Genomic DNA, 4867 nt, shown 5'->3' with positions numbered 1-4867 from the left:
GTTGGGCGTGGGTCTTCAGGATGCTGCCGTTGAGAAAGGTGGAGCCGACGATCGCGAATTTCATTGTCTCCGCGTGCTTTCGGGCCAGAAGTTCGGTGTGCAGGCTGGTGCCCATGTCGTGGGAGACCACATGAGCGGCGGTGATGCCGAGTTCGCCGACGACAGCTTCGACGATGTCGGCCTGCTGGAACAGCGAGTAGCTGTAGGCGAGAGGTTTGTCAGACAGACCGAAGCCGGGCAGATCGACCGCAACGCAATGGAACTCGTCAGCGAGGAGGTCCATGGTGTCGCGCCAGTCGAAACTGGAAGTCGGGAAGCCGTGGATGAACAGCAATGTGGGTCGGTCGCGGTATCCACGCGTTGACACGAACACGCGCATCCCGTCGATGGTGATGTGTGCGCCCTGATCGAACCAGGCTTGTGTGGCGGAAGTGGTATGGGTCCACATGACAGGTTCCTTCGGTCGAATGTGTTCGGTACCAGCCGATGTGGTCAGTGCTCGGCACTGGGTTCGCTGATCCGCATCGGTCGGCGCACCCAGACCCAGGTGCCCGCGAAAGCCGCGATGAGCATGGGTTTGTTGAGGATCAGCGCGAGTGTGCCCAGTAGCACGACATTGTCGGCGAGATAGACCGGGCCCATGATCAGTACGTGCGCGAAGCAGAAGACGATCCATGCGGCGGTGATGCGGCGGTGCAGTTGTACCCGGGCAGCCGAATCGGATTGATCGGCAGGCTCGAAGCGGATCCGGCGGCAGATCGGCAAGGTCAGCGGTGTGGAGGTGAGCAGGCTCGCTGAGAAGGCCAGTGTCAACGCGGCGTAGAGGATCAGCGGCGGAAGGAAGAAGTCACGTCCTTCGCCGGTGGCAGCGGCCATCGCGGAGAACACCAGAACCAGCGCGGTCGAGGCGGCCACGACCTTGAGGCGGTCGCCGTGGTGTACGCGTAGCGCAGCGACGATCAACGCCGCGACGATCGCGACGACGACCCCGGCGATGATGCCGTGTAGCTGGAGGCCGACGAGGTAGCCCAGGATCGGGGCAGCGCCGTCGATCAGGTGGCGGGCACCGCCCATGGCGCGGATCTTGGCGAGCAGTTCGGAGACACCGGAGGCGCCGGTGTGCGATCGAGGATCGGATTCGGATGGATTGGTCACGGGATCAGCACCTTCGGTGAGCCGGAGTACAGCGGAGCGGGGGTCAGTCGGTGAGCGCGGGTGGCGGGGTTTCACCTGGGGTGCCGATCGCCGCGGCGGCGAGGGGGCCGCCGAAACGCTCTACGAGCACGGCCTGGTCAGCCTTGGCCTGCTTGTCGACGGTTTCGGTGGTTTCGGGGTCGAGGACCGCGGCAAGTTCGCTGGCCAGGTCCGCGAGCACAGCAGTGTGATCGGGGTCGGCGGCCAGGTCGACGCGCTGGTCGGGATCGTCGCTCACGTTGTACAACTCGGAGTCGAAACCGACATAGTGGTGCAGCGCGAAGTCGCCCTTGCGGATCAGGTACGCCGCGCTGGGTGCGCCCATCGCGTGGTACTCGCTGAACACCACGCGACCGTGATCGGTGGGCAAGGCCGCCAGATCCAGCAGGGAGCGGCCCGGCCGCGGCCGTGTTCCGGCCGAGTCCTCGACACCCGCCGCGTGCAGGATCGTGGGATACACATCGATCAGGCTGGCCGGGGTTCGGCAGACCGCTCCCGCCGCGACCCCCGGACCGGCCATGATGAGTGGGACACCCGACGACTCGGTGTACATCAGCGACTTGCCCCACAGCCCACGGCTGCCGACCATGTCGCCATGGTCGCTGGTATAGATGACCAGCGTGTTGTCCGCTCGGCCGCTGGCATCGAGCGCGCCGAGGATACGACCGAGATTGTGGTCGAGGTAGCTGACCAGACCGTAATAGGCGGCCGCTGCCCGGCGGCGCTCTTCCTCGGTGTTGGTGTCGTCGAGTCCGGGCAGCACCTCGGCGAAGGTCTGCACCCACGGATGGCGAGGGTTGCCCTGGTCGGGGCGCATCGTCGGCACCGGCATCTGCGCCGGGTCATACATTTCGAAGAACCGCGGCGGCGCCAGGTACGGAAAGTGCGGCGCCAGCAGCCCGGTGTAGAGCACCCAGGGCTCGCGGTGATTGTCGGCGTCGCCGAGCCACTCGCAGGTGCGGTCGGTGACCGCGGCGTCGTAGCGGGTGTAGTCGGAGTCCGCGCCGCCGGAAATACTGACCATCAGCGGGGCATTGTCGCGGCGCGGCAACGGATCCCGCACCGAGCCCCATACCTGGCCGATACCGTCCTTGAGGTGCATCGGCACATGCTGGGCATCGAATCCGGTCGGATCGGAACTGTTGCGATAGTGCAGCTTCCCGACCGACTCCACCCGTCGCCCGGCGCGCTGGAGCTGATGTCCCCAGCCTTGCTCGACTCCGTCGTAGCCCATGGCGTTGTCCCAGTACCCGGTCTGATGGGGGTACAGACCGGTGGCGAAGGCGGCCCGCGACGGGACACAGATCGGGCTGGCGCAGTACGCGGAATCGAACCGCGTTCCCCGGGCTGCGAGAGCGTCCATGTTCGGGGTGTGGACGAGCGCATTGCCGTCCGCGCCGAGAATCTTCGGGTTGTGCTGATCGGACATGACGACGAGTACGTTCATCGGTTGTTCGGACACCGGCGAGGTCCTCTCTTTCTCGGTTGGGCCAGGGCCGAGGTCGCCCGGGCATGGTGGAAATCGATCAGCGGGCCACGCGAAATCCGGTGTTGCCGCTGGTGGAGTCGGGCTCGTTGTGGATGCGGGCCGCGACGCGGTAGCGGTTGCAGTAGCTGTCGTGACACAGGTACGACCCGCCACGCAGCACCCTGGTCGTGCCATCGACAGGGCCTCGCGGGTCGTCGACGATGCCGCGGGGGTGATCGGTGCTCCAGCGATCGGCGCACCACTCCCACACGTTGCCGACCATGTTGTGCAGCCCGAAACCGTTGGGGGTGAACGCGTCCACAGGCGCGGTTCCGCGGTATCCGTCGTCGGCGGTGTTGTGCGCCGGGAAACGTCCGCGGAAGATATTGCAGCGGTGGGATCCGTCCGGGGCCAGTTCGTCTCCCCATGGGTAGCGTGCCTGGTCCAGGCCCCCGCGGGCGGCGTATTCCCACTCGGCTTCGGTCGGCAACCGGGTCCCGGCCCATCGGCAGTAGGCCTGCGCATCTCGCCAGGACACGTGGACGACCGGGTGCTGGGCGCGTGCGGAGATATCGCTGCCAGGGCCTTCCGGCGCCCACCAACTCGCGCCGGGCACGGCACACCACCATGGCGTGGCGTCCGGGCGACGAGCGACGCGACGCAGCGACGCGGGCAGGAACCCGGCGAAAACGTAGGACCAGCCGAAGCGCTCGGCATCACTGGTATGACCGGTCGCGACGACGAACGCAGCGAACTGGCCGTTTGTCACGGTGTGCGCGGCGATCTCGAAGCTGTGCACCCGCACCGGACGCACAGGTCCCTCGCCATCGGCGCGGTAGCACTCCGGGCCCGCACTACCCATCGCGAACTGCGCACCGGCCACCGCGACCAGATGTGACAGTGTCCCGATATCGCCGGGTCCGGTACCCGCAAGGGCCGCAGCTGACGCACTGATCGGATTCGCGGGTGGGATGACGTTGTCGTCCCGGTCAGGCCTCGGAGCGCAGCAGTTCACAGGTTCAGTCCGATCGTGGTGGCTGCCGCGGAGAATGCAACCGTGACAGCAGTGGTCGCGACCACCACGCCGATGGGGCGGGGGCTGCGTGCGCGAAGGGCACGTCCGCGCAGATGACAGGCGATCGCGGCGACGACCAGCACCAGTGCCGCTGCTGCGGCAATCAGCCAAGCGGTAGGGCTGGTCATGGCGGCGTGGGTGACGATGGCGAACGCGACAACTGCCGCGAGCGTGGTGCGCCGCCACGCCAGCACGGTCCGCTCGACAGCCAGACCCGCGTCGGGCGTCCACACCCTCGATACGGTCATGACACCAACACCGCGGTGCCCGCCGCGAGCGCGACACCGGTGACTCCGACTGCCAGCACCGGGACCAACGCGGATCCGGGCAGGTGATCGCCGCGCTGCATCGCGGTCTCGACGCGTCGCCACTGCCGAAGGGCTACCGCCGCGATCACCACCGCCAAGCCCGCGCAGGAAACGGCGATGGCACGACGAAACCCTGACGTCGAGAACTGCTCTGCCAGGGTCTGCACCGCCACCCCGCCTGCCAGCAGACCGAGTGCGGTTCGGATCCACGCCAGAAACGTCCGCTCGTTGGCCAGGCTGAATCGGTAGTCCAGCGGCTCGATCGCGCTGCCCTTCGGCGACTCGTCTCGGTCGGCGTTCTCACTCGCCACGTTCACACGTCCTCGTTCACATCTACCCAATAGTTATTGGACATACTGCCCATAATTGGTCTTCGTGTCGAGCGAATGTGCAGATCTCAGATATTCGTGACTCACGACACATTCAGGGTTGACGAGTGACATGGCCCACGGCTAGCGTCTTGCGCTTGTCGCCCGTTAGTAAACACCACGTCTATTACCGACACTATGTCCAAGACAGTGGATCGCGGCGACGGCCGTCGGGCGTACTTCAGTTGCCCTCGCAGAGAACGGAATTCGAACACCATGCACTTCAGGACAGCCGCAGCCGCTGCGCTACTGACTGTCGGCGCTGTCGCCGCGGCAACCGGAATCGCCCATGCCGAGCCCACCCCCACCTCGGAGGTGCACTACGCCGCGACTCAGTCCGGCAAGTCGGCCGTAGTCACCGTCGACGCAGGCTCGCTGCTCATCGACCAAGACCGGTTGCAGGTCAAAGACCAGCAGGGGCAGCTATTGGCGAGCATGCCCCTGTCGTTCCACC

Annotated in this window: 6 protein-coding genes and 1 pseudogene; 1 reads left to right on the top strand and 6 read right to left on the bottom strand. The window is 66.2% G+C overall.

The genetic code is table 11. The annotated features are described in order from the left end of the window. From ACFWF3_RS24385 to ACFWF3_RS24360, 6 genes are all read right to left on the bottom strand, one after another. Positions 1 to 448: alpha/beta fold hydrolase (locus ACFWF3_RS24385; RefSeq protein ID WP_379315446.1), on the bottom strand; the 448-nt coding region annotated here is incomplete at its 3' end. 44 nt (positions 449 to 492) lie between these two features. After that, the gene (locus ACFWF3_RS24380) at positions 493 to 1155 is read right to left on the bottom strand and encodes a DUF3159 domain-containing protein (RefSeq protein WP_379315444.1); all 663 of its coding nucleotides are present in this window, start codon (positions 1153 to 1155) and stop codon (positions 493 to 495) included. A gap of 43 nt (positions 1156 to 1198) precedes the next feature. Beyond that, entirely contained in the window at positions 1199 to 2656 is a 1458-nt protein-coding gene (locus ACFWF3_RS24375) for a sulfatase-like hydrolase/transferase (protein ID WP_379315442.1), read from the bottom strand. A 64-nt stretch (positions 2657 to 2720) separates the two neighbouring features. Then, the gene (locus ACFWF3_RS24370) at positions 2721 to 3677 is read right to left on the bottom strand and encodes a formylglycine-generating enzyme family protein (protein WP_379315440.1); all 957 of its coding nucleotides are present in this window, start codon (positions 3675 to 3677) and stop codon (positions 2721 to 2723) included. Next, positions 3674 to 3985: a DUF202 domain-containing protein gene (locus tag ACFWF3_RS24365; RefSeq protein ID WP_379315438.1), complete on the bottom strand. Its 312-nt coding sequence runs from the start codon at positions 3983 to 3985 to the stop codon at positions 3674 to 3676. The genes ACFWF3_RS24370 and ACFWF3_RS24365 overlap by 4 nt, the downstream gene beginning before the upstream one ends. Continuing rightward, on the bottom strand, positions 3982 to 4356 hold the full coding sequence (locus ACFWF3_RS24360) for a YidH family protein (RefSeq protein ID WP_379315448.1): 375 nt from the start codon (positions 4354 to 4356) through the stop codon (positions 3982 to 3984). The genes ACFWF3_RS24365 and ACFWF3_RS24360 overlap by 4 nt, the downstream gene beginning before the upstream one ends. A 273-nt stretch (positions 4357 to 4629) precedes the next feature. On the opposite strand from ACFWF3_RS24360, the pseudogene ACFWF3_RS24355 reads away from it, so the two are divergent. After that, positions 4630 to 4867: pseudogene (locus tag ACFWF3_RS24355) on the top strand (hypothetical protein); the annotation flags it as partial.

This window comes from Nocardia sp. NPDC060220, assembly GCF_042727815.1.
Taxonomy (GTDB): domain Bacteria; phylum Actinomycetota; class Actinomycetes; order Mycobacteriales; family Mycobacteriaceae; genus Nocardia.
This window is presented reverse-complemented; position numbering and strand designations above follow the sequence as displayed.

Bases quoted from the DNA above. Each gene is read 5' to 3' on its own strand.
- ACFWF3_RS24365 (WP_379315438.1), bottom strand. From the start codon at position 3,985: ATGACCGTATCGAGGGTGTGGACGCCCGACGCGGGTCTGGCTGTCGAG.